This is a genomic window from Streptomyces carminius, from assembly GCF_002794255.1.
In the GTDB taxonomy this organism is placed as follows: Bacteria; Actinomycetota; Actinomycetes; order Streptomycetales; family Streptomycetaceae; genus Streptomyces; species Streptomyces carminius.
The window spans coordinates 382,504-401,731 of sequence record NZ_PGGW01000060.1; the positions used below are offsets into that span (position 1 = coordinate 382,504).

13 protein-coding genes and 1 pseudogene are annotated in these 19,228 nt (G+C 76.3%); 6 read left to right on the forward strand and 8 right to left on the reverse strand.

Features of this window, described 5'->3' with window-relative positions; genetic code table 11:
• Positions 1–52: 52 nt before the first annotated feature.
• Together CUT44_RS20545 and CUT44_RS20550 are read right to left on the reverse strand one after the other, a co-directional pair.
• Positions 53–3,430 (reverse strand): ATP-dependent helicase, encoded by a 3,378-nt coding sequence (locus tag CUT44_RS20545; RefSeq protein ID WP_332888277.1) that lies wholly within the window; start codon positions 3,428–3,430, stop codon positions 53–55.
• Between the two features lie 191 nt (positions 3,431–3,621).
• Positions 3,622–4,032, reverse strand: a complete 411-nt coding sequence (locus CUT44_RS20550) for an MGMT family protein (protein ID WP_332888278.1) — start codon at positions 4,030–4,032, stop codon at positions 3,622–3,624.
• Between the two features lie 216 nt (positions 4,033–4,248).
• Here CUT44_RS20550 and CUT44_RS20555 point away from each other — a divergent pair, with 216 nt between their 5' ends.
• From CUT44_RS20555 to CUT44_RS20570, 4 genes and pseudogenes are all read left to right on the forward strand, one after another.
• Positions 4,249–7,053: a lysylphosphatidylglycerol synthase domain-containing protein gene (locus CUT44_RS20555; RefSeq protein ID WP_100203361.1), complete on the forward strand. Its 2,805-nt coding sequence runs from the start codon at positions 4,249–4,251 to the stop codon at positions 7,051–7,053.
• Positions 7,054–7,183: 130 nt separating this feature from the next.
• Entirely contained in the window at positions 7,184–7,600 is a 417-nt protein-coding gene (locus CUT44_RS20560) for a TOBE domain-containing protein (protein WP_100203362.1), read from the forward strand.
• A gap of 98 nt (positions 7,601–7,698) precedes the next feature.
• Positions 7,699–8,487 (forward strand): molybdate ABC transporter substrate-binding protein, encoded by a 789-nt coding sequence (gene modA / locus CUT44_RS20565; RefSeq protein ID WP_408646768.1) that lies wholly within the window; start codon positions 7,699–7,701, stop codon positions 8,485–8,487.
• Positions 8,488–8,555: 68 nt separating this feature from the next.
• Positions 8,556–9,393, forward strand: a pseudogene (locus tag CUT44_RS20570) (ABC transporter permease); the annotation flags it as partial.
• A 210-nt stretch (positions 9,394–9,603) separates the two neighbouring features.
• Here the strand turns inward: CUT44_RS20570 and moeZ are convergent.
• The 6 genes from moeZ to CUT44_RS20595 form a co-directional block, all read right to left on the reverse strand.
• Entirely contained in the window at positions 9,604–10,782 is a 1,179-nt protein-coding gene (gene moeZ, locus CUT44_RS20575; RefSeq protein WP_100203363.1) for an adenylyltransferase/sulfurtransferase MoeZ, read from the reverse strand.
• A gap of 251 nt (positions 10,783–11,033) precedes the next feature.
• Positions 11,034–11,954: an NAD-dependent epimerase/dehydratase family protein gene (locus CUT44_RS20580; RefSeq protein WP_100203364.1), complete on the reverse strand. Its 921-nt coding sequence runs from the start codon at positions 11,952–11,954 to the stop codon at positions 11,034–11,036.
• Between the two features lie 180 nt (positions 11,955–12,134).
• Positions 12,135–13,367, reverse strand: coding sequence for a hypothetical protein (locus tag CUT44_RS32825; protein WP_146252270.1), 1,233 nt, complete (start codon positions 13,365–13,367; stop codon positions 12,135–12,137).
• Positions 13,364–15,271, reverse strand: a complete 1,908-nt coding sequence (locus CUT44_RS20585; RefSeq protein ID WP_100203365.1) for a DUF3492 domain-containing protein — start codon at positions 15,269–15,271, stop codon at positions 13,364–13,366. The genes CUT44_RS32825 and CUT44_RS20585 overlap by 4 nt, the downstream gene beginning before the upstream one ends.
• Positions 15,272–15,484: 213 nt before the next feature.
• Positions 15,485–16,915: a DUF3152 domain-containing protein gene (locus tag CUT44_RS20590; RefSeq protein ID WP_199185776.1), complete on the reverse strand. Its 1,431-nt coding sequence runs from the start codon at positions 16,913–16,915 to the stop codon at positions 15,485–15,487.
• A 6-nt stretch (positions 16,916–16,921) separates the two neighbouring features.
• Positions 16,922–17,893: an alpha/beta fold hydrolase gene (locus CUT44_RS20595; RefSeq protein ID WP_100203366.1), complete on the reverse strand. Its 972-nt coding sequence runs from the start codon at positions 17,891–17,893 to the stop codon at positions 16,922–16,924.
• 123 nt (positions 17,894–18,016) lie between these two features.
• Between CUT44_RS20595 and CUT44_RS20600 the strand changes: the two genes are divergently transcribed.
• On the forward strand, positions 18,017–18,256 hold the full coding sequence (locus CUT44_RS20600; RefSeq protein ID WP_100203446.1) for a hypothetical protein: 240 nt from the start codon (positions 18,017–18,019) through the stop codon (positions 18,254–18,256).
• A 174-nt stretch (positions 18,257–18,430) separates the two neighbouring features.
• The gene (locus tag CUT44_RS20605; RefSeq protein ID WP_100203367.1) at positions 18,431–19,057 is read left to right on the forward strand and encodes a TetR/AcrR family transcriptional regulator; all 627 of its coding nucleotides are present in this window, start codon (positions 18,431–18,433) and stop codon (positions 19,055–19,057) included.
• Positions 19,058–19,228: the final 171 nt, after the last annotated feature.

Below are 19,228 nucleotides of genomic sequence, written 5' to 3' on the forward strand. Positions count from 1 at the left end.
CGGGAAAGCCGGGACGGCCCCGCCGGCCCCTTCCGCGCGCCGCCCCCGCGGCTCACTCCACGACGTGGCGTCCCTCCGGCCGGGCGTTGCACGCCCCCTTGAAGGCGCAGTTGCCGCAGTGCCGCCCGGGAGAGGGGGTGAACCGCTCGTCCAGGACCCGGCCCGCGGCGTCGGCCAGCAGCCCGCTCACCCAGTTCCCGCTCCCGCCGTCCTCCTCCCCGCCGTACGGCGGGAGTGCCTGCTGCCGCTGCACGGCGGGAAGCGCGTCGCCGCCCTCCTTCTTCGGCGCGCCGATCCGGAGCTGGACCAGTTCCGCGCCGCCGGGCTCCGGCCGCCCGTCACCGGTGGCGTCGGTGCCGTCGGTGCCGTCGGTGCCGTCGGTGCCGTCGGTGCCGTCGGTGCCGTCGAGGGCGCCCTCGCGCACCGCGAGCTGGTAGACGGCCAGCTGGGCGTGGTGTTCGACCTCGTCGGCGGTCGGCTTGTTCTTCCCGGTCTTGAAGTCGACGACGTACGCCCGGCCGTCCGGCCCGCGCTCCACGCGGTCCATGCTGCCGCGGACCCGGATCCGGTGCTCCCCCGCCCGCAGGGTCACCTCGAAGTCGTGCTCGGTGGCGAGCGTCTCCCGGCCCAGGTCGCGCTCCATGACGTGCCAGCGCAGGAAGCGCTCCAGCGCCGCGCGGGCGTTCTCCCGTTCCTGGCGCGACTTCCAGGGCGCGTCGAAGGCGAGCGAGTCCCACACCTCGTCCAGCCGCTCCAGCAGTACCGACAGGTCCGCGGGGGTGCCTCCGGAGGCGACCTCGTCGGCCAGGACGTGCACCACGTTGCCGAAGCCCTGGGCGGCGGTGGCGGGGGGCTCGGCCTTCACCTCGCGGCCCAGGAACCACTGGAGCGAGCAGGAGGTGGCCAGTTGGTGCAGGGCGCTGCCCGACAGGGTGACCGGCTGGTCGCGGTCGCGCAGCGGCACCTCGGCGCGGGTCGGCTCGTACAGGCCCCACCAGCGGTGCGGATGCGCGGCGGGGACCAGGGCGCCGCCGTCGTCGTCGCGCAGGGCGGCCAGCTTCGCCAGCCGGGCGGCGGCGGCCTCCCGCAGCGCGGGGGAGGCCGCCGGGTCGACCGTGGTGGCACGCAGCTCGGCCACCAGGGCGGCCACCGACAGCGGGCGGGGCGGCCGCCCCGTGACGTCCTTCGGCTCGACACCGAGCTCGGCCAGGAAACGGGAGGGCTGGTCGCCGTCCTCGGCGGCGGCCCGCACGGCGGTGACGACCAGCCGGTCGGCGGCCCGGGTGGCCGCCACGTAGAACAGCCGCCGCTCCTCGGCCAGCAGCGCGCCGGGGGTGAGCGGCTCGGCCAGTCCGTCCCGGCCTATCCGGTCGGGCTCCAGCAGGGAGCCGCGGCGCCGCAGGTCGGGCCAGAGCCCCTCCTGCACCCCGGCGACGACCACCAGCCGCCACTGCAGTCCCTTGGCGCGGTGCGCGGTCATCAGCCGTACGGCCTCGGGGCGCGCCGCGCGAGGGGCGACGGTGGTGCCGGCGATGTCCTGGGCGGCCAGCTCCTCCAGGAAGTTGAGCGCGCCGCGGCCGCCCACCCGCTCCTCGGCACGCGCGGCGGCGGCGAACAGCGCGCAGACGGCGTCCAGGTCGCGGTCGGCGTTGCGGCCCGCCGCGCCGCCGCGGAGGGCGGCCCGCTCCAGCCGGTCCGGCCAGGGGGTGCCGGACCACAGCAGCCACAGCGCCTCCTCCGCCGTGGCGCCGCCGGCCAGCGCCTCACGCGTCTTGCGCAGCAGCAGGCCGAGCCGCTGGGCGCCGCGTGCGTAGGACGGGTCGTGGGCGACCAGCCGCTCGGGTTCGGCCAGCGCCTCGGCCAGCAGCTCGTCCGAGGGACGGGGCACGGTCCGGCCCGCGGCCCGCTCCTCCTCGCGCAGCGCACGGCCCAGCCGGCGCAGGTCGGCGCCGTCCATGCCGCCGAGGGGGGAGGTCAGCAGGGTGAGCGCGGTCTCGGCGTCGGGCCGGTGCCCCCGGCCGGAGTTGTCCGGACCGGGGGCGCCCGGACCGGGGGCGCCGGTGCCGTCGGCGGCGTCCGCGGCGGCGCGGGCCGTCACCCGCAGCGCGGTCAGCAGGGGCGCCACCGCCGGCTCGTGCCGCAGCGGGACGTCGTCGCCGTCCAGCTCCACCGGGACCCCGGCCGAGGTCAGCGCCCGCCGCACCGAGGGGAGGGTGCGGTGGCCGGCGCGCACCAGCACGGCCATCTCCCGCCAGGGCACGCCCTCCTCCAGATGGGCACGGCGCAGCAGGTCGGCGACGTTGTCCAGTTCGGCGCCCGGGGTGGGATAGGTGTACACCTCCACCCGGCCGCCCTCCCGTACGGCCGACAGCTCGCGGTGCGCGCGGGCCGCCTCGGCGGGCAGCCGGGGGAGCGGCATGCGGCGGGTGAGCTGCCGGGTGGCCGCCAGCAGCGCCGCGGCCGAGCGGCGGGAGGTGCGCAGCACCGCCACCGGGGCCGGGGAGCCGTCACGCCGCCGGAAGGTGTCCGGGAAGTCGAGGAGGCCGTTCACGTCGGAGCCGCGGAAGGTGTAGATCGACTGGTCGGGGTCGCCGAAGGCGACCAGGGTGCGGCCCTGGCCGGCCAGGGCGCGCAGCAGCCGCACCTGCGCCGGGTCGGTGTCCTGGTACTCGTCGACGTAGACGGCGTCGTACCGCGCGGCCAGCTTCGCGGCGACCTCGTCCCGGTCGGCCAGCAGCACCGCGCGGTGCACCAGCTCGGCGTAGTCGAGCACGCCCTGCAGGTCCAGCACGTCCAGGTACTCGGCCAGGAAGGCGGCCGCGGCCCGCCAGTCGGGGCGTCCGGCGCGGCGGGCGAAGGCGTCCAGGGCGTCCGGGCCCAGCCCCAGTTCCCGGCTGCGGGCGAGGACGGCCCGCAGCTCGTCCGCGAAGCCGCGGGTGGTCAGACAGGCGCGCAGTTCCTCGGGCCAGGCGGCCCGGCCGCGCCCGGCGCCCTCCAGGGCGGCCTGTCCGGCCAGCAACTCGCGGATGCGCAGGTCCTGCTCGGGACCGGAGAGCAGCCGCAGCGGCTCGGCGAACAGATCGGCGTCCTGGTGGGCGCGGACCAGCGCGTAGCAGTACGAGTGGAACGTGGTCGCCTGCGGGGCCGGCCCCGCCACCCGGGCGGCGATCCGGTCCCGCAGCTCCACCGCCGCCTTCCGGCTGAAGGTCAGCACGAGGAGGCGCTCCGGATCGGCGCCGCGCCGGATCCGCTCCGCCACCGACTCCACCAGGGTGGTGGTCTTGCCGGTGCCCGGTCCGGCCAGGACGAGCAGCGGTCCGCCGCCGTGGTCAACCACCGCGCGCTGCCGTGCGTCCAAAGCAGGGAGGTGCGCCGGACCGACCGGGGTACGCACCAGACGGTACGCGTCGGACTTGGGGGAGGAACTCACGTGGATCGCCGGTCCTGGTCGCTGTGCTGGGTGGTGCAGACGGTACGCCAGTCGGCACCCGAGGCGCAGCGTGTACCGCTCCCGCCCGGGCCGAAAGGCTCACCGGACGTACGGCGATGCCATGACGGAAGCTGGTACGTGTGAAGGGTGCCGCACCGCGCCTTCCGGGCAGGCCGGGGGGCGCGGAGGAGTCAGCCGCCGCCGGCGGCGCGGTCCGCCGTGTCCCCGGGCGTGTCCCCGGGCGGGTGCCCGTCCCAGCGGGCCCGGCGCATGTCGAGCCGTACCCCCCGCGGAGCGGCCGGGACGTCCGGGGCGTGCTCCGGCGGGCCGGCGGACCGGCGCAGCGGGGTGCCCTCCCGGCGGTAGTGGGCCAGGGCCCGTCCCTCGTGGCACGGCGGCGGTGTCCCGTCCGCCCGTACGACCCGCCACCAGGGCACCGCGCCGCCGTAGAGCGACATCACCCGGCCGACCTGCCGCGGCCCGCCCTCGCCGAGCCACTCGGCGATGTCGCCGTAGGTCATCACCCGGCCGGGCGGGATGCCCTCCACCACGGTCAGCACCTTCTCCGCGTACTCCGGCAGTTCGCCCACGGGCCCCGTCATGACGGCCATGGTGCACCATGGCGCCGACGGTCCGCGCCGTCCCCGCGCGCGGGGACGGGCGGCGGAGCCGGAGCGGTCGGCCACACCGCTCCCGGCGGGCGGCCCGGTCGCGCGGGGGTGTTCACGACACGCGCAAAACCCGCTTTCCACGGTCAAACGCACCCTAGTGCGCATGCCCCACACCCTCTCGTGCCACCATCTTCCCGGCGGTGACAGGTGATACGAGAGCAGAAAGAGACGGCCGGACAGGGCGGGGGATCTCCCAGGGAGGAACCCCGCCCCGCTGAGCCGTCGCCGCACACGGACGGGCAACCGGACCGGGAGAAGGCCCCCGGCACCGTCGCGGACGGCACCGGCGCCGCCGCCGGGAGCGCCGGTCCGGAAGCCCCGGCCGGGACGGAAGCCGCCGGAACGGAAGCAGCCGCCGTGGAAGCACCCGGTGTGGAAACGGCCGGCGTGGACGGCGACGAACCGATCCTCCCCGCCCGGGTGCACCGCCCCTCCGACCTGGTGCGGCTGCTGCTGGGCGTGCTCGGCATCGCCGTCGTCCTGACCATCGCCGCCTTCGCCCACGGCACCACCGCCGGTCTGGCGCAGGACATCGACAAGGGCGCGGACCAGGCGCCGCTGCTGCTGATCCGCTTCGCCGGGTTCGCCTCCAGCGTCGCCGTGCTGATAGTGCCGGTCGCCTTCGCCGTCGAGCGGCTGATCAAGCGGGACGGGCTGCGGATCGCCGACGGCGTGCTCGCCGCCGTCCTGGCCCACGGCATCTCGCTCGCCACCGATCTGTGGGTCGCCCAGCAGGCCCCCGACTCCGTGCAGAAGGCCCTGACCAGACCGGCCACCGAGGGCGGCCTCACCGATCCGGTGCACGGCTACCTCGCCCCGGTCATCGCGTACATGACGGCCGTCGGCATGGCCCGCCGCCCCCGCTGGCGGGTGCTGCTGTGGGCCGTGCTGGTGCTGGACGCCTTCGCGATGCTGGTCGGCGGCTACACGACGCCGTTCTCGATCCTGGTCACCCTGCTGATCGGCTGGACCGTCGCCTACGGCACGCTCTACGCGGTCGGCTCCCCCAACGTCCGCCCCACCGGTCAGCAGCTGCTGACCGGGCTGCGGCGCGTCGGCTTCCGGCCGGTGCGGGCGGTGCACGAGGAGGCCGGCGAGGCCGAGTACTCCGAGCAGAGCGACCGGGGGCGCCGCTATCTGGTCAGCCTGGAGGACGGGCCGCCGCTCGACGTCACCATCGTGGACCGCGAGCAGCAGGCACACGGCTTCTTCTACCGCGCCTGGCGCCGCTTCGCGCTGCGCGGCAGCCTCCAGCGCCGCAGCCTCCAGTCGCTGCGGCAGGCCCTGGAGCAGGAGGCCCTGCTGGCGTACGCGGCCATCGCCGCCGGGGCCAACGCGCCCCGGCTGGTCGCCACCTCCGAGCTGGGCCCCGACGCGGTCATGCTCGTCTACGAGCACATCGACGGACGCGGTCTGGACGCCCTGGCGGACGAGGAGATCACCGACGAGCTGATGTGCACGGTGTGGAAGCAGGTCGGGGCGCTCCAGTCGCGCCGGATCGCCCACCGCCGGCTGGAGGACGACGCGGTGCTGGTGGACCACGCCGGCACGGTGTTCCTCACCGACCTCAGCGGCGGCGAGATCGCGGCCGGCGATCTGGTGCTGCGGATGGACGTCGCCCAACTGCTGACCACCTTCGGCCTGCGGGTCGGCGCCGAGCGCTCGGTCGCGGCGGCGGTGGAGGTGCTCGGCCCGGACGCGGTGGCCGACAGCCTCCCGCTGCTCCAGCCGATCGCGCTCAGCCGCGCCACCCGCGCCAAGCTGCGCAGGCTGGCCAAGGAGCGGGCGCAGCGCGAGCGGGAGGCCGCCATCGAGGCGTCCCGCGCCGGCCGGGAGGCCCGCCAGACGGAGGGCCCGCAGGACGACGGCGCCCCCCGGTCCTCGCGGGCGGAGAAGCACGCCGCGCGGGCCGAGAAGCAGGCGGTCATGGCGGCCCTGGAGGAGGCGCGCGAGGAGGACCTGCTCTCCCAGATCCGCCAGCAGGTGCTGCTGATACGCCCGCAGGCACCGATGCAGCCCGCCCGGCTGGAGCGGGTCAGGCCGCGCACCCTGGTCAGCCTCATCGCGGGCGCCTTCGCCGGGTACTTCCTGCTGTCGCAGCTCACCCAGGTGGATTTCCGGCAGGTCATCGGCGGGGCGAACTGGGGCTGGGTGGCCGCCGCGCTGCTCTTCTCGGCGCTGACGTACTTCGCGGCGGCGATGAGCCTGCTCGGCTTCGTACCCGAGAAGGTCTCCTACCTGCGCACGGTGATCGCCCAGGTGGCGGGCTCCTTCGTGAAGCTGGTCGCCCCGGCGGCGGTGGGCGGTGTCGCCCTGAACACCCGGTTCCTGCAGCGCGCCGGGGTCCGGCCGGGGCACGCGGTCGCCAGCGTCGGCGCCTCCCAGCTCTTCGGCCTGGGCAGCCACATCGTGCTGCTGCTGACCTTCGGCTACCTGACGGGCACCGAGCACACCCCGGCCCTCTCCCCGTCCCGGGCGGTCATCGCCGGACTGCTGACGGCGGCTGTCCTGGCACTGATCGTCACGGCGGTCCCGGCGCTGCGGAAGTTCGTGGTCGAGCGGCTGCGGGCGCTGTTCGCGGGGGTAGTGCCGCGGATGCTGGACATCGCCCAGCGCCCGCAGAAGCTGCTCAGCGGCATCGGCGGCATGCTGCTGCTGACGGTCTCGTTCGTGCTGTGCCTGGACGCCTCGATCCGCGCCTTCGGCGGCGAGCTGAGCTACGCCAGCATCGCGGTCATCTTCCTGGCGGGCAACGCGCTGGGCTCGGCCGCGCCCACCCCCGGCGGTCTGGGGGCGGTGGAGGCGGCGCTGATCGCGGGTCTGATCGCCTTCGGTCTGGAGAAGGAGATCGCCACCCCGGCGGTCCTGCTCTTCCGGCTGATGACCTTCTGGCTCCCGGTTCTTCCCGGCTGGCTGTCCTTCACCCATCTGACCCGCCGGGAAGCCATCTGAGCGGCGGCCGCAGGACGGCCGGGAAGCGGCCGGGCGACACGGGACAGGCCGAGGCAGGAACGCGCAGAAGCAAGGCAGACCTGCTGGTCGGCCTTGCATCTGCCAGCCTGCTCCCCATACCGTCTTGCACATGCGTTCCTACTCCATGGGCCGGGCCGCCCGGCTCCTCGGCGTCAGCGCCGACACGGTGCGCCGCTGGGCGGACGCCGGACGGCTGCCCACCCGCCGGGACGAGGGCGGCAGGCGGCTCGTGGCGGGCGAGGACCTCGCCGCGTTCGCCGCGGCGCTCGCCGCCGCCGACGCCGACGACGGCGCGGGCGGCGACGGTGAGGAAGGCGGGTCCCGCACCAGCGTCCGCAACGCCTTCCCCGGGATCATCACCGCCGTGAAACTCGGCGACGTCGCCGCCCAGGTCGAGCTCCAGGCCGGACCCCACCGGCTGGTCTCCCTGCTCACCCGGGAGGCCGTCGAGGAACTGGGTCTGGCGGTCGGCATGGAGGCCGTGGCCCGGGTGAAGGCCACCAACGTGCACGTCGACCGGGCGTGAGGGGGTCTGCCGTGCTCCGGACCCGCCGCTTTCGCGGCTGTGTTCGCCCGGCCGCCCGGCGGACCGGCCGGCGCCCCCGGTCCACCGTTCTCCTGCCGGTGGCGGCCCTGGCCCTGCTGGCCGCCCTGACGGCCGCCTGCGCGGGCGGCGCGTTCGGCAGCACCGGCAGCACCGGCGGTACGGACGGCGGCGGGGGGACCACCGTGACGGTACTGGCGGCCTCCTCCCTCACCGACGTCCTCACCGAGGCGGGCGCCGCCTACGAGGCGGAGCACCCCGGCGTCCGGCTGCGTCTGTCCTTCGCCGGCTCCCAGGAGCTGGCCGCGCAGATCCGCCAGGGTGCGCCCGCCGACGCGGTCGTCACCGCCGACACCGCGACGATGGAGGGGCTGCGCGAGCACACCGGACCCGCCACCGTGATCGCCCGCAACCGGCTCGTCATCGCCACCGCGCCCGGCAACCCCCTGGGCATCGACTCCCCGGCGGACCTCGCCCGCGAGGACGTGACGGTGGTGCTCGCCGCCCCCGAGGTGCCCGCCGGACGGTACGGACGGCGGCTGCTCGACCGGCACGGCGTCACCGTGCGGCCGGTCTCCCTGGAGCCCAGCGTCCGCGCCGTGCTGAGCAAGGTCGAACTGGGCGAGGCCGACGCCGGGCTGGTGTACGCCACGGACATCGCCGCGGCCGGAAACGCCGACAACGCCGATAACGCCGACAACACGGTCGGCTCCGTCCCCCTCCCCGGGAGCGGGGCGCCCGCCGTGCGGTACCCCGCCGCCCCGCTGCGGACCGCCGCGCACCCCGGCCGGGCCGCGGACCTCATCGCCTGGCTGGGCACCGAACCGGCCCGCCGCATCCTGCGGGACGCCGGGTTCGAACTGCCGTGAGGCCGGCCGTGGACCCCACCGCGGAATCCGCCGCGGACCCCGCCGGGAAACCGGCCGCGCGCCCCGCCATACGCCGCCGCGCCGTACGCCGCCCCCGTCCCCGTCCGCCCGCCGCACTCGTCCTGCCCGCCGTGCTGTGCGCGGCCTTCCTGGCGGTGCCGCTGGCCGGAGTGCTGGTCCGCACCCCCTGGCCGGAGCTGGCCGGGCAGCTGGCCTCCCCCGCCGTGGTCCGGGCCTTCGGCCTGTCCCTGCTGGTCTCCGGCTGGGCCCTGCTGCTCTCGCTGGTGCTGGGCGTACCGCTGGCCTGGCTGCTGGCCCGCACCGACTTCCCCGGCAGGGCGCTGGTGCGCTCCCTGGTGCTGCTGCCGATGGTCCTGCCGCCGTCCGTCGCCGGTGTCGCCCTGCTGCACGGCTTCGGGCGCGGCGGCCTGCTGGGCGGACCGCTGGAGGCGCTCGGCGTGGCGCTGCCGTTCTCCACCGCCGGGGCCGTGGTCGCCGCCGCCTTCGTGGCGATGCCGTTCCTGGTGATCAGCCTGGAGGGGGCGCTGGCCGGGATCCACCCGCGCTACGAGGAGGCCGCCGCCACCATGGGCGCCACCCTCCCCCAGACCCTGCGGTACGTCACCCTGCCCATGGTGACGCCCTCGCTGGCCGCGGGCGCGGCGCTGTGCTGGGCCCGGGCGCTGGGCGAGTTCGGGGCAACGATCACCTTCGCGGGCAACCTGCCGGGTGTCACCCAGACCCTGCCGCTCCAGGTCTACCTGCTGCTCCAGAGCGACCCGGCGGCCGCGACCTCGGTCTCCCTGCTGCTGCTCGCCGTGGCGGCTGCCGTGCTGATCGCGCTGCGCGGCCGCTGGCTGGGACACACCCACTGAAGGCCCTTCGCCCCGGCGGACGGTGGACGATGCAGGACGGCCCCGGAGTCCGCGCCCGCCGGCCGCGGGCGGCCGGCACCCTGCCGGTCCGCGGTTGCGACGGTCCCGACGGCCCCGACGGCTCCACGGCCGTTCGCCGGGCCGTCCGAGGACGGCCCGGCGACGACAGGAGGCGACGACCGCGTTCCGGCAGCACTGTGGCGGGGTGCAGCGCCGCGCCGCACCCCGCCACAGGGAATGTTCAGTAGATCGGCTTCTCCGGCTCGATCTGGTTGACCCAGCCGACGACGCCGCCGCCGACGTGGACCGCGTCGGAGAAGCCCGCGTTCTTCAGGACCGCGAGCACTTCCGCACTGCGGACGCCCGTCTTGCAGTGCAGGACGATCCGCTTGTCCTGCGGCAGGTCGCCGAGGGCGCTGCCCATCAGGAACTCGTTCTTCGGGATCAGCCTGGCACCGGGGATGGAGACGATCTCGTACTCGTTGGGCTCGCGGACGTCGATGACGTCGATGTTCTCGCCCGCGTCCATCCACTCCTTGAGCTGCCGGGGAGTGATGGTCGAGCCCGCCGCGGCCTCCTGCGCCTCCTCGGAGACCACACCGCAGAACGCCTCGTAGTCGATCAGCTCGGTGACCGTCGGGTTCTTGCCGCAGACCGCGCACTCCGGGTCCTTGCGGACCTTGACCTGGCGGTACGTCATCTCCAGGGCGTCGTAGATCATCAGGCGGCCGACCATCGGCTCGCCGATGCCCGCCAGGAGCTTGATCGCCTCGGTGGTCTGGATGGAGCCGACCGACGCGCACAGCACGCCCAGCACACCGCCCTCGGCGCAGCTGGGGACCATGCCGGGCGGCGGGGGCTCGGGGTACAGGCAGCGGTAGCACGGACCGTGCTCGCTCCAGAAGACCGACGCCTGGCCGTCGAAGCGGTAGATCGAACCCCACACGTACGGCTTGTTCAGCAGCACGCAGGCGTCGTTGACCAGGTAGCGGGTGGCGAAGTTGTCCGTGCCGTCCACGATCAGGTCGTACCCGGCGAAGATCTCCATCACGTTGGAGGAGTCCAGTCGCTCCTGGTGGAGGTTGACCGTCACGTACGGGTTGATTCCGAGCACCGTGTCCCGTGCGGACTCGGCCTTGGGGCGGCCGATGTCCGCCTGGCTGTGGATGACCTGGCGCTGGAGGTTGGACTCGTCGACCTCGTCGAACTCGATGATGCCGAGCGTGCCGACACCCGCCGCGGCCAGATACATCAGGGTGGGCGAGCCGAGGCCGCCCGCGCCCACACAGAGCACCTTGGCGTTCTTCAGCCGCTTCTGCCCGTCCATCCCGACGTCCGGGATGATCAGGTGACGGGAGTATCTGCGGACCTCGTCGACGGTGAGTTCGGAGGCCGGCTCGACCAGGGGTGGCAGCGACACGGAGACCTCAACATGGTTGGTCGGTGGACGGTTGTTCCTCCCGTAACAGTGCCACGGCGGATCTCATTCCGAGACACCCGGTCCGAGGCGCGAGACATCCCCGTCCCAGCAGCCGGGCAGCGCTCTCCCGGGGCTCCCGTACCGCCCGCAAGAGCGGTACGAATGGTACGAGCGGTACGGGTGGGGTCGGCGGTACGCGGGGCGGGCCGGGCGCCGGTGACCGGCCCGCCCGCCCCGCCCCGGCCGTCATCTCAGACCCGGCACGCGGCCTCCATCCAGATGTCCGCCAGCGACTCCTCCAGACCGATCCGGGGCCGCCACCCGAGCCGGTCGCGGGCACTGCGCACATCCGCCTGCTGCCAGGGGCCGCAGCCGTCCGGGTAGGGGGGCGCCGGCGGGCCGGCGGGATGCGGGTGCGTCTCGTCCGGTTCGTGCACCGGGCCGCCGTAGCCGGCGGCCCGGGCCAGTACGGAGACCACCTCGCGCAGCCGTACCGCCTGTCCGGTGCCGATGTTGACCACGCCCTGGGCCGCCGAGAGGGCGGCGGCGTGCACCGCCCGCGCCACGTCCCGGACGTCCACGAAGTCGCGCTGGAGGCCCAGCCCGGCGAGCCTGAGCTCGCCCTCGCCCTGCTGCATCACCCGGCGCAGCGCGTCCGCGAGCCGCCCCAGCGGGGAGCCGGCCGGGGTGCCGGGGCCGACCGGCGAGAAGACCCGGAGCACGATGGCGTCCAGCCCGGAGCCCAGGACCAGCTCGCTGGCGGCGAGCTTGCTGACGCCGTACGGGCTCCCCGGCCGCGGCACGGCGTCCTCGCCGGTCGAGGAGCCGGCCGGGGAGGGGCCGTACTCCGCCGCGCAGCCGAGGTGGACCAGCCGCGCGCCGCAGCCGCTGCGGCGCAGCGACTCGCAGACGGTGGCGGTGGCCACGGTGTTGTGCCGGATCAGCTCCCGGGCGCCGCCGCGGGTGGCGCCGGCGCAGTTGACCACGACGCCGGGGTGGACCGCGTCGAGGAAGCGGGTGAGCGCGCCGGGGCTGCCGGTGGACAGGTCGAAGCGGACGTCGGCGTCGTCACCCCGGCCGAGCGCGGTGAGCTGGACGGCGGGGTCGGCGAGCAACCGGTCGGCGACATGGCGGCCGAGGTATCCGTTGGCTCCGATCAGCAGCACTCTCATCGGGCCTCCTCCCCCACTCGTGCGGTGACGCCGGCGGCGCGCGGAACGGTCATGGGGTGTGCTCCTTCATCGGTTTCATCGGTGATGCCACGGATCGGTGCGCGGCACGGACGGCGCCATGCGCGGTCACGTGCCGGCACGGGTCCGGGCGAGCCGGTACGGGCCGGGCCCCCGGGGCTTTCACGGCCCGTCCCGGCGGTGGGCGGAGGCTCTTGTGAGGAGGACGGCGGCGAGGGCCGTCAGGACGAGTGCCGCACCCGCGCAGGCCGCCGCGGGAACGACGGCCGGCCCCCAGCGGGCCGCCGCCTCGGCCACCGGGCGGCCCAGCGGCGCCGGCGCGCCGGTGGCCGCCGCGAGCGCCGCGGCCTCCAGCGCGCCGGCCGCGGCGAGTCCCGCGGCGGCGACGGCCGGGAAGCCGTGGGCGGCCAGCAGTCCCGCGGTGAACAGCAGCGCGCCGAGCGCGGCCACGGCGACGAGCGGGACGGCACCGGACGGACCGCCCGGGGGACCGCCGGGCGCGAGGTCGGGCAGGAGGGCGGGAACCGTCCCGGAGCGGAGGGCCGCGAGAAAACCCGGTACGTCCGTCCCCTCCGTCCCGGCGTCCGTCCCACCGCCGACGGCGAGCCGCGCGGCGGACAGCGCGGCGAGCGGGGCCGCGGCGGACAGCGCGACGGCCAGGACGAGCGGCGGGCGCGTCCGGGCCGCGAACTCCGCCAGGCCGCCGACCGCGAGCCGCCCGGCGGACAGGCGTCTCCTCGTCCGGGCCGCGAACCGGCGCGCGCACCACACCGCGGGCGCGACGGCCAGGGCCATGCCCAGCGGCAGGCACCGCTCGGCCGCCGGAGCGGCCGGCAGTTCCGCGAGCAGGGCCCGTGGCGGTGTTCCGCCGTCCAGGGCCCTGGCCAGCAGCCGGTCGCCGACGAGGGCGTAGCCGAGCAGCCAGCAGCTCCCCAGTACGACGGCCGCGGACAGCAGGGCGCTCCGCGTGTGCCGCCCCGCGGCCCACAGCACCGTGCCGGCCACCGCCGCCACGGCGACGGCCGGCACGGTGCCGGCGGGAACCGGGAGGTGCACCGCCGCCGCGCACAGCCCGCCGGGCAGCAGGGGGAGCAGCACCGCGCCCGCCCGTCCCGCGGAGCGGCGGCGGCCCGTCTCCCGGTCCCCGCCCGGCGCGGCCGGGACCGGGCCGGGCGGGAGTCCGCCGGCGCGGGGGGCGCGGGCGTACAGCTCCTCGGCGAGCGAGAAGACGCTCCGGTGCCGGAAGCGCGCCGCGGTGCGGTCGGTGACCCCGTGCGCCTCCAGGCCGGCGGCGATCTCCAGCGGGTCCACGGCCCGTTCGCACAGCCCCCGGTGGCGGTCCAGCAGCCGGTGCACGGGATCGGCGGACCGGTACGGGTCCGGCGGGCGGTTCACCGGCGGTCCTCCCCCGGCCTCCCGGAGCCGGCGGACGTGCGGGCCCAGCCCGGAGCGCGGCCGGGACGTCCGCCGGGCCGGGCCTGCCCGGGGACGGCGGGCCGGGGCGCGGCCGGGCCGGACACGGCTCCGGCGGGCGCGGGCGGGCCGCCGCGCGCCGTCCACCGGCCGGGCAGCCGGGCCTCGGCCGGACGGGCGAAGGGCCGCTCCGCACCGCCCCCGCCGGCCCGCCCGCCGACCGGCCCGGCGGGCACCGCCCGGCGCGAGAGCACCTCCAGGTGGAGGCCGCGGAACGCCGTGACGTTCCGCTCGACGGTGAACAGCTCCAGCGCCCGGGCCCGGGCGGCGGCGCCCAGCCGGGCGCGCCGGGCGGGGTCGCCCAGCAGCGCGGCGCAGGCGTCCGCCAGTGCGCGCGGGTCGTGCGGCGGCACCACCAGTCCCGTACCGCCGACGACCTCGCGCACCGCTCCGGCGTCCGTGGCGACCGTGGCGCGCCCGGCGAGCATCGCCTCGACGAGTTCGGCCGGGAAGCCCGCCACGACGCTGGAGAACACCGCGACATCGGCGGCGGCGTACGCGTCGGCGGCGGTGGGCAGCCGGGGATCGCCGACGCGGACGAAGCGGACGGGAGCGCCTGCCGCGGCGCCGGGTCCGCCGTCGGCCGCGTCCCCCGGCCCGTCCCCGGAACCGTCCCGCGCCGCGGGGAAGAGGGGGAAGAGATCGTCGGCCAGCAGCCGGCAGTGCGCCCGGTAGGCGGCCACCGCCAGTTCCTCCCCGGCCGGCGCACCGGGTCCGCCGGGGCGTTCGGCGACCAGCAGCCGGGCCCGGGGCAGGGCCCGGCGGACCTCGGCGAAGGCACGCAGCAGGCAGACCAGGTCCCGGGCGGGCTCCACCCGCCCGGTCCACACCAGCACCGGCGCCGGCCGCTCCCGCCCGGTGTCCTCCCCGACGGCGGTGAACGACGCGGCGTCCATGCCCGGGTGGACGGTGCGCAGCCGGTCCCGGTCGGCACCGCACCGCAGCTGCCACCGGCGGGCATGGGCGTTGCCGGAGACGACCAGCTCCGCCCGGCGGTACGTCTCGTGCGTCAGCAGCGCCCGGAAGGAGGTGAGCAGGGCGCGTACGGGGGTGTCCGCGGGGTCCGCGTCCGGGGCGGCGGCCCGGGCGGCGCCGGTGAGGTAGTGCTCGCGCAGCCGCACCCCGTGCCCGGTGTACTCGGTCACCAGCAGCGGTGTGCCGTACAGCCGCCCGGCCAGCAGGCCGGGCAGGGCGGCGCAGCCGCCGCCCACCGCGTGGCAGACGTCCGCTCCGGCCGGCCCGGGCCCGTCGGCGCCGCCGCCGTACCAGTCCGGTGAGAGCGGACGCAGCGCCCGCTCCAGCCGGTCGGTGACCGTGAGCAGACCGGCCGGCGGGATCTCGCGCGCGGTGCGGAGCGCACCGGGAGCCCGGCAGGCGCGCTCCAGCAGCCGGACGGCCTGTTCGGAGCGGAGCGCGGCGGAGAGCCCGCCGTGCTCGCGGGCGAGGGCGGCCAGTCCGTGGAGCCCGGCGGCGAAACGGTCCGCCTCGGCGGCCGGCCAGACCTCGCGCCGGGCCGCGCAGACGGCACCGGCGAGCTCCGCGAAGTGCTCGCCGAACCGCCGCCGGCCGCGTCGGCCGTACCGCCCGCGGGCACCGGGCCCGCCGGGGGCGGGGCCCCACAGCGGTACGGTACGCACCCGCCGGACGTTGTCCGGCAGCGTGTGCCGGGCGCCCCGCAGGACGTCCTCCCGCTGCCCCGGGTGCCGGCCGAGCGCGTAGACCTCGAACTCGTCGCCGTCCAGGCCGCGCACCAGCCGGTCGCACCATGCGGCGGCGTCACCGTCCGGGTACGGGTAACCCCCCTCGGTGAGCAGTGCGATGCGCATGTGTCCACCCCCGATCCTCCTCACGGGCCGCCGGCCGTGTCCGGGGCGTCGCGGGAAGACGTTATGCGCGAGGTGGGCCGGTATGGCGGACGGTTGTCCGCAGCACCACCGGAAGGGGTGAACTACCGTGACTTCCCGCGTGGTGGAACGTTCGGCCGGACAGCGGGCGCTCCCGGCCCCCGGGCACCCGGGAGGGGCCGGGGCCCGGCGGCGCTACGGGAAGGGCCAGGCGTTGGGGCGGCAGGTCGCCCCGCCCGTCTTCAGGGTCTTCGTCTGCTGCATCATCACGGGCGCCCGGGCGCCGTCCCGGGGGCAGTCCACATGTCCCTTGCCCAGCCGGTGGCCCACCTCGTGGTTGATGAGCATCTCCCGGTACTCCCGGATCCGCTCCGGACCGAAGGTCTCCGCGCCGCGCGCCCACCGGTAGGCGTTGATCATGATGCGCTCGGTCGCGGCCGAGTCGCACGAGACGTTGTCGATTGTGGTGTCCAGGCCGGACTTCGCGCACCACACGCCCGTGGTGGCGGGGCTGGCCAGGGTGATCACGAAGTCGGGCGCGTCCCCGGCGTCCCCGGCACCCCCGGAGACCCGCTCGAAGGTGCGGACGTCGCCGTGGCTCCAGCTCCGCTCGTCGTTGAGGGTGCGGTGGACGGCCCGGGCGAACAGCTCGCCGTCGAGCGGCAGTCCGTCCTCGACGTCCACCCGGTAGCGGACGATCTCCCCGCGGTCCGGGGCCTTGTTCCGTCCGGCGACGGGGACGAGCCGGCCCGAGCCCTTCGCGTCCGGGGCGAGTTCGTAGAGCCGGGCCATCAGCCGGTCGTAGGAGGCGGCACCGGAGGCCGGGGAGCCCGAGGGCGCGGCCGGAGCGGCCGGCGGTGTCCGGGCGGGGGTGGGCCGGGCGTCGGAGCGGGGATCGGAGCGGGGATCGGAGCGGGAGGTGTCGCGGGCGTTCACCCGCGCGCTCTCCCCGGTCACCCCGGTCGTGTCGCCGGCGCCGATCCCCAGATCGGTGACCTGCCCGGCCACCACGACGGCGAGCACGGTGGTCACGGCCGCCGCCGCGGCCCCGGTGAAGGCCCGGCCCCGGCCGCCGCGCTCCCGGCGGCCGGGGCCGTCGGGGGGTGCGGCACCGCCGCGGTCCGTCCCGCCGGCGCCGGACCCGTCGGCCGGAGCCGGGCGGGCGGGCGCGGCGGGCGTCCCGCCACCGGGGGTGCCGAAGGTGCCGGGGACACCGGGAACGCCGGGGGCGCCGGAGACTCCGGGGGCGTCGAAGGCGTCGAGGTACTCCTGCCGCGGTATCCGCCCCGCCCCGTGCACGGCCCCCGGCGGCGGGGCACCGCCCGGGCGCCCGGCGACGGCGGCGGCCCGGGGCCCGGGCAGCCCCCAGGCGCCGCCCGGTTCGCGGTGCTCGGGGTGCCCGCCGCGCACCCCCGCCGCGCCGTGCGCCGGGACGGACCGGTCGGCTGCGGAGGCGTACTCCGGCTCCGGGGGGCCGGGGCGCGGTGCCCGGTCCCGCCGGGCGTACGGCGGGGCCGGCGCCGGATGGGGCCGCGGGGCCTCCTCCCGGGCGCCGAGGTACCGCCCCGTCCCCGTGGTCGTCGGCTTGCCGGCGTCCGGCCCGCCCCGGCGGCTGTGGCGTCCCACGGCTCGTCAACCCCTGCCCGTGTCGGTGGCTCCCAGCAGATCCCGGAAGGCGCCCGCCACCGCCGCCGGGTACTCCATCATCGCGACGTGTCCCGCGTCCGGCAGCGCCAGCAGCCGGGAGTCGCGGAAGGCCGCGCTCGCCCGGCGCGCCATGCGGAAGGCGATCAGTCGGTCCCGTCCACCGTAGACCAGCAGCGTCGGGGCCAGCACCCGTTCCGCCTGACGCCACAGCCCGTGCTGGCCGCCGACGGTGTAGGCGTTCACCAGGCCGCGCGCCGACCGGGCGAACGCGTCCCAGAAGTACGGCAGCGCCAGCCGCCGTTCGTACTCGGCCACGGCCGCCTCGAACTCCTCCCGGGACACCGAGGCCGGATCGCCGTAGCACAGCGTCAGCACCTCGCGGGTGCGCCGCTCGGCGGTCCACTTCCTCGTCATCCGGCTGACGAGGGCCGCCCCTCCCGGCATCGCCAGCAGGGCGTTGGAGATCACGGAGCGCTGCGGGCGCAGTTCGGGCAGGGCGGGCGAGACGAGGGTGAGGGTGCGCACCAGGTCGGGCCGTACCGCCGCGACCCGGGTGGCGACCGTGCCGCCCAGGGAGTTCCCGAAGAGGTGCACGGGTCCGCGGGCGGACGCGTCGAGGTGGCGGATGACGGCCCGCGCGTGCCCGGAGACCGAGTAGTCGCCGTCGTCCGGGGGCGGCGAGTGGCCGAAGCCCGGCAGGTCCACCGCCTCCCCGTCGACCGTGCCAGCCAGCTCCCGCATCAGCGCGGACCAGTTCTGCGAGGAACCGCCGAGCCCGTGGACGTACAGCGCCGGGGGCAGCCCCTCGCGCGCGGCCGGGCGGGTGCGCACCGCCAGCGTCAGACCGGGCAGCGACACGGATCTCAGACGCTCCTCCGCAGCGGTCCGCGACCGGTCGGCGGGCGGCACCTCGAAGGGGACCGCCGTCCGCGGCCCCGGCTGCTCGGTCGACGACATGGGGGCAATGTTACGAGACGATCACTGCCGCTTTCACGTGTTCGGACTCACATCCGCCGCACGGCCGGAATTCTCCTCCCCTGGGCTCGTGTGGACCCCGCCCGCCGTGGAAAGAGGATGGTCATGCCTGTTGACCCCACCGACCCGGACACCTTCGACACCTTCGACGAGGACGAGAACCGGACCACCGCGGCCGAGCGCTTCGGCGTCGAGGCACCGGAGGCCGACGCGGCCGAGCAGCGCGCGGAGGTGCTGCACCGCGGTGACGCACCGCTGACCGGACCCGAGTCACCGGAGGTCGATCCCGCGGACGCCGCCGAGCAGGCCCGCGTCGTCGAACTGGACGAGGACGATTACCGTTAAACCGTCACATCGCGCGTCCGAAGAGCGGTTTTCCGTGCCCGCGCCGCGCGCGTACGGTTTACCCAAAAGTACGATGGCGGACGCAGCGCACATCGCGCACGGAACATCCCCTTCCCCAGGGCCCGGCCCCGGCCTCGTCCGGAAGGCGTTCCACGGAGATCCCAGGAGGCGAGCGTGACAGCCGTCGAGCAGACCGAGGCACGCCCGCGTGGCACACGCCTGCCGCGCCGGGCCCGACGCAACCAGTTGCTCGGTGCGGCACAGGAGGTGTTCGTCGCCCAGGGCTACCACGCGGCGGCCATGGACGACATCGCCGAGCGGGCGGGGGTCAGCAAGCCGGTGCTGTACCAGCACTTCCCCGGCAAGCTCGACCTCTACCTCGCCCTGCTCGACCAGCACTGCGAGGCGCTGGTGGAGTCGGTGCGCGCGGCACTGGCCTCCACCGTCGACAACAAGCAGCGGGTCGCGGCGACCATGGACGCGTACTTCCGGTACGTGGAGAACGAGGGCGGCGCCTTCCGGCTCGTCTTCGAGTCCGACCTGACGAACGAGCCCGCGGTGCGCGACCGCGTGGACAAGGTCAGCCTGGACTGCGCGCAGGCGGTCAGCGCGGTCATCTCCGAGGACACCGACCTGCCGGAGGACGAGGCGATGCTGCTCGCCGTGGGGTTGTGCGGCATGGCGCAGATCACCGCCCGGTACTGGCTCGGCGACGGGCAGCGGATCCCGCGCGACGCCGCGGCGAAGCTCATCTCCTCGCTGTCCTGGCGCGGCATCGCGGGCTTCCCCATGCACGGCTGAGCACTGCTGGAAACGGAGCGGCGGGCGGCGGGACGGAGCGCAGCGGCGGGACCGGAAGCACCCGGGCGTCGGTGCGGGGCGACCGCGCCCCCCGGCGCCCTCCCGCGCCCCGGCCCGGCGTGTCCCCGGATGTTCGCTGTCGGCGTGCGGTCCTGAGCGGCCCGGCACCCC

What these genes read in the sequence shown, in the direction of transcription:
- CUT44_RS20585 (WP_100203365.1), bottom strand. Translation starts at nt 15,271, where the DNA reads ATGCGCATCGCACTGCTCACCGAGGGGGGTTACCCGTACCCGGACGGT.
- CUT44_RS20550 (WP_332888278.1), bottom strand. Translation starts at nt 4,032, where the DNA reads ATGACGGGGCCCGTGGGCGAACTGCCGGAGTACGCGGAGAAGGTGCTG.
- CUT44_RS20600 (WP_100203446.1), top strand. Translation starts at nt 18,017, where the DNA reads ATGCCTGTTGACCCCACCGACCCGGACACCTTCGACACCTTCGACGAG.
- CUT44_RS20560 (WP_100203362.1), top strand. Translation starts at nt 7,184, where the DNA reads ATGCGTTCCTACTCCATGGGCCGGGCCGCCCGGCTCCTCGGCGTCAGC.
- CUT44_RS20595 (WP_100203366.1), bottom strand. Translation starts at nt 17,893, where the DNA reads ATGTCGTCGACCGAGCAGCCGGGGCCGCGGACGGCGGTCCCCTTCGAG.
- CUT44_RS20580 (WP_100203364.1), bottom strand. Translation starts at nt 11,954, where the DNA reads ATGAGAGTGCTGCTGATCGGAGCCAACGGATACCTCGGCCGCCATGTC.